This window comes from Streptomyces graminilatus (genome assembly GCF_001418565.1).
Classification (GTDB): Bacteria; Actinomycetota; Actinomycetes; order Streptomycetales; family Streptomycetaceae; genus Streptomyces; species Streptomyces graminilatus.
In genome coordinates this window covers 1-3,754 of record NZ_LIQQ01000707.1, presented here as the reverse complement: position 1 = coordinate 3,754, position 3,754 = coordinate 1, and the positions used below count along the sequence as shown (strand labels likewise).

The 3,754-nt window shown below is 71.4% G+C and carries 4 protein-coding genes; all 4 read left to right on the top strand.

The annotated features are described in order from the left end of the window. Positions 1-812 (top strand): TatD family hydrolase (locus AOK08_RS40360; protein WP_055535345.1); only part of this gene is annotated, 812 nt, incomplete at its 5' end. 4 nt (positions 813-816) lie between these two features. Next, positions 817-1,983: a metabolite traffic protein EboE gene (gene eboE, locus AOK08_RS40355; protein ID WP_055535341.1), complete on the top strand. Its 1,167-nt coding sequence runs from the start codon at positions 817-819 to the stop codon at positions 1,981-1,983. Positions 1,984-2,126: 143 nt separating this feature from the next. Next, positions 2,127-3,470 (top strand): alkaline phosphatase family protein, encoded by a 1,344-nt coding sequence (locus AOK08_RS40350; RefSeq protein ID WP_241827308.1) that lies wholly within the window; start codon positions 2,127-2,129, stop codon positions 3,468-3,470. Between the two features lie 102 nt (positions 3,471-3,572). Then, on the top strand, positions 3,573-3,754 hold a 182-nt coding region (locus AOK08_RS46900), incomplete at its 3' end, for a hypothetical protein (protein ID WP_055535339.1).

Here is a 3,754-nt window from a genome sequence, read left to right as displayed (position 1 = left end):
AGGCCATGTACGCGGCCGGGGTCCGGGCGGTCGTCGAGCCCGCCTTCTGGCTCGGCCAGCCCCGCACCTCGCCGGACACCTTCTACGACTACTTCGACTCGCTGCTCGGCTGGGAGCCGTACCGGGCCGCCCAGTTCGGCATCCAGCACTTCTGCACGATCGCCCTCAACCCGAAGGAGGCGAACGACCCGCGCTGCCTGCCCGTCCTCGACGAGCTGCCCCGCTACCTCGCCAAGGACCGGGTCGTCGCCGTCGGCGAGATCGGCTACGACTCGATGACCAGGCAGGAGGACGAGGTCCTCGCCCGTCAGCTCCAACTCGCCGTCGAACACGGCCTGCCGGCCCTCGTCCACACCCCGCACCGCGACAAGGCGGCCGGGACCAGGCGGACCCTGGACGTCGTACGGGAGTCGGGCATCGCCCCCGAACTCGTCGTTTTGGACCACCTCAACGAGCTGACGGTGGGCATGGTCCTCGACAGCGGCTGCTGGGCGGGCTTCTCCGTCTACCCGAAGACCAAGATGAGCGAGGACCGCATGGTCCGCATCCTCCGGGAACACGGACTCGACCGCGTACTGGTCAACTCGGCAGCGGACTGGGGGAGTTCGGATCCCCTGAAGACCCGGAAGACCGGCGACGCGATGCTCGCCGACGGCTTCACGGACGACGACGTCGACCGAGTCCTGTGGCGCAACCCCGTCGCCTTCTACGGCCAGAGCGGACGCCTGGACCTGGACGACCCGGACAGCCTGGCGAAGCCCGACGAGACCTCGTCGTTCGAGGGCAACTCCATCCGGCGCGGGGGAGAGTGAGCCCGTGCGCTTCCGCCACCCCGACGGCACCCCCGTCCACCTCGCGTACTGCAGCAACGTCCACCAGGCCGAGGACCTCGCCGGCGTCATCGCCCAGCTCGGCGCCCACGCCGAACCCGTACGGGAACGGCTCGGCGTCGGCCGGCTCGGCATCGGCCTCTGGCTGGCCCGCACCGCCGTCACCGAACTCGCCGCCGACAAACGGGCGTTGACCACCCTCAAGGGTGAACTCGCGGCGCGCGGCCTGGAGACGGTCACACTCAACGCCTTCCCGTACGAGGGGTTCCACCGCGAGGTCGTCAAGAAGGACGTGTACCTCCCCGACTGGGCCGACCCGGCCCGCCTCACCTACACCCTCGACTGCGCACGAGTCCTCGCCGCCCTCCTCCCCGACGACGCCCGGCGCGGCAGTGTCTCCACCCTCCCGCTCGCCTGGCGCACCCCGTGGCCGGCCGACCGGGCGGACACGGCCCGCCGGGCCCTCGACCAACTGGCTGCCGGACTGGCCGAGTTGGAGTCGGACACGGGCCGCCGTATCCGGGTCGGCTTCGAACCGGAACCGGGATGCGTCGTGGAGACCACCACCCAGGCGGTACGGGAGTTCGCCGACGTGGACCGCGACCGGCTCGGCGTCTGTCTGGACGCCTGCCATCTCGCCGTCCAGTTCGAGGAGCCCGGCGAAGCCCTCGGACGGCTCGCCGACGCCGGTCTGCCGGTCGTCAAGCTCCAGGCGTCCTGTGCGGTCGAGGCCCCCGACCCGACCGACCCGCGCGCCCGCGCCGCCCTGCGTGAACTCGCCGAACGTCGGTTCCTCCACCAGACGAGGACAGTCAGCGACGGCACGGTGATCGGCGTCGACGACCTGCCGGACGCCCTGGACGGCGAGGGGCTCCCGGCGACCGGCCCCGGCAGCCCCTGGCGCACCCACTTCCACGCCCCGCTGCACGCCGCGCCCGAGCCGCCCCTCCGTACCACCGCCGACCAACTCACCAGCGTTCTCACCGGACTTCTCGGCGGCCCGAACGCCGTGTGCGACCACATCGAGGTCGAGACCTATACCTGGTCCGTCCTGCCCCGTCCGCCCGCCGATCTCGCCGCCGGCATAGCCGCCGAACTCACCTGGGCCCGCGACCGGTTGACCGGCATGGGCCTCAAAGAGGACCACTCATGACAGGCCGCAAGGAACCCGAACCCGACATGACAGACACCCCGCACATCGAAGCCCCGAGCACCGGCACACCCAACACCCCCTCCAGCACCAACCGACTCGTCGTGCTGGACATCGTCGGCCTCACCCCCGCCCTGCTGCGCCACATGCCCGCCGTCGCCGCCCTCGGCGACCGCGGCTTCCGCGCCACCCTCGGCACCACACTCCCCGCCGTCACCTGCACCGCCCAGTCGACCTTCCTCACCGGCGAACCCCCCGCCACACACGGCGCGGTGGCCAACGGCTGGTACTTCCGCGACCTCGGCGAGGTGCTCCTCTGGCGGCAGCACAACGCCCTTGTCGGCGGCGAGAAGATCTGGGACGCGGCCCGAAAACGGTCGCCCGGCTACACGGTCGCCAACATCTGCTGGTGGTACGCCATGGGCGCCGACGTCGACTGGACGGTGACCCCGCGCCCGATCTACTACTCCGACGGCCGCAAGGAACCCGACTGCTACACCTGGCCGCCCTCCCTGCACGACGAACTCACCGACAGGCTGGGCCCGTTCCCCCTGTTCACCTACTGGGGCCCGAACGCCGGAATGCCCTCCACCCAGTGGATCCTGGGCGCCGCCCGCCAGATCTTCGACGAGCACGACCCCGACCTGACCCTGGTCTACATCCCGCAGATGGACTACGAACCCCAGCGCTCCGGCCCCCAGTCCGAGGCTTCCCTCGACGCCGCCCGCCAACTGGACGACGCCCTGCGCCCGTTGATCGACCACTTCCTGGCCGCCGGTGCCACGGTGGTGGCGCTGAGCGAGTACGGCATCACCCCGGTCTCCCGCCCCGTGGACATCAACCGGGCCCTGCGCCGGGCCGGACTGCTGGAGGTGCACACCCAGGACGGCATGGAGTACCTCGATCCCTGGACCTCCCGCGCCTTCGCCGTCGCCGACCACCAGGTGGCGCACATCTACGTCCGGGACCCGGCCGACATCCGCGAAGTCGCCAAGGTCGTCGGTGAACTCGACGGCGTGGAACAGGTGTTGGGCGAGGGAGGCAAGGCGGCCCAAGGCCTGGACCACGAGCGCTCGGGCGAACTGGTCGCGGTGGCGGACGCCGACGCCTGGTTCACGTACTACTACTGGCTCGACGACGACCGCGCCCCCGACTTCGCCCGCCAGGTCGAGATCCACCGCAAGCCCGGCTACGACCCCGCGGAACTGCTGTGGGACGACACCGTCCCGTCGGTGAAACTGCACGCCGCCGGTCAACTCGCCCGCAAGAAACTGGGGTTCCGCTACCGGATGCAGACCGTCCCGCTGGACCCCTCGGGCATCCGCGGCAGCCACGGGCGCCTCCCGAGCGACCCCGACCACGGCCCCGTACTCCTGTGCTCGGAGCCGGAACACAGCAGCGAGACCCTCGCCGCCACCGACGTCAAGGCCCTGCTGCTGAAACTCACCGGCCTGCCCACGCCCGCGCCGACACCCACCGCCCACGGCTAGCCACCCACCGACCATGGCTAGCCACCGCCCACGGCTAGCCACCACCCACCGGTCGGCGCCGCCCCGCCCAGCAATCGCCAACCCGCCGGCACCGAACACCATTTGGCACCCGGGGTTCCCGACCATCGTGCAGGCCTGCGCCTGGAACTCACCGCACCCTCCCCGCCCCGGGCCGTCTCGTCCCTCACCCAGATCACCATCGGCGGCCAGGTCACCATCGACGGCGGCGCCGCCTGCCCGCCCCCTGTCCGCCTGACCGCCGCCCCTGGCGGTCAGGCGGACAG

Coding starts and splice junctions, on each gene's coding strand:
- AOK08_RS40350 (WP_241827308.1), top strand. CDS start 2,127: ATGCCCGCCGTCGCCGCCCTCGGCGACCGCGGCTTCCGCGCCACCCTC.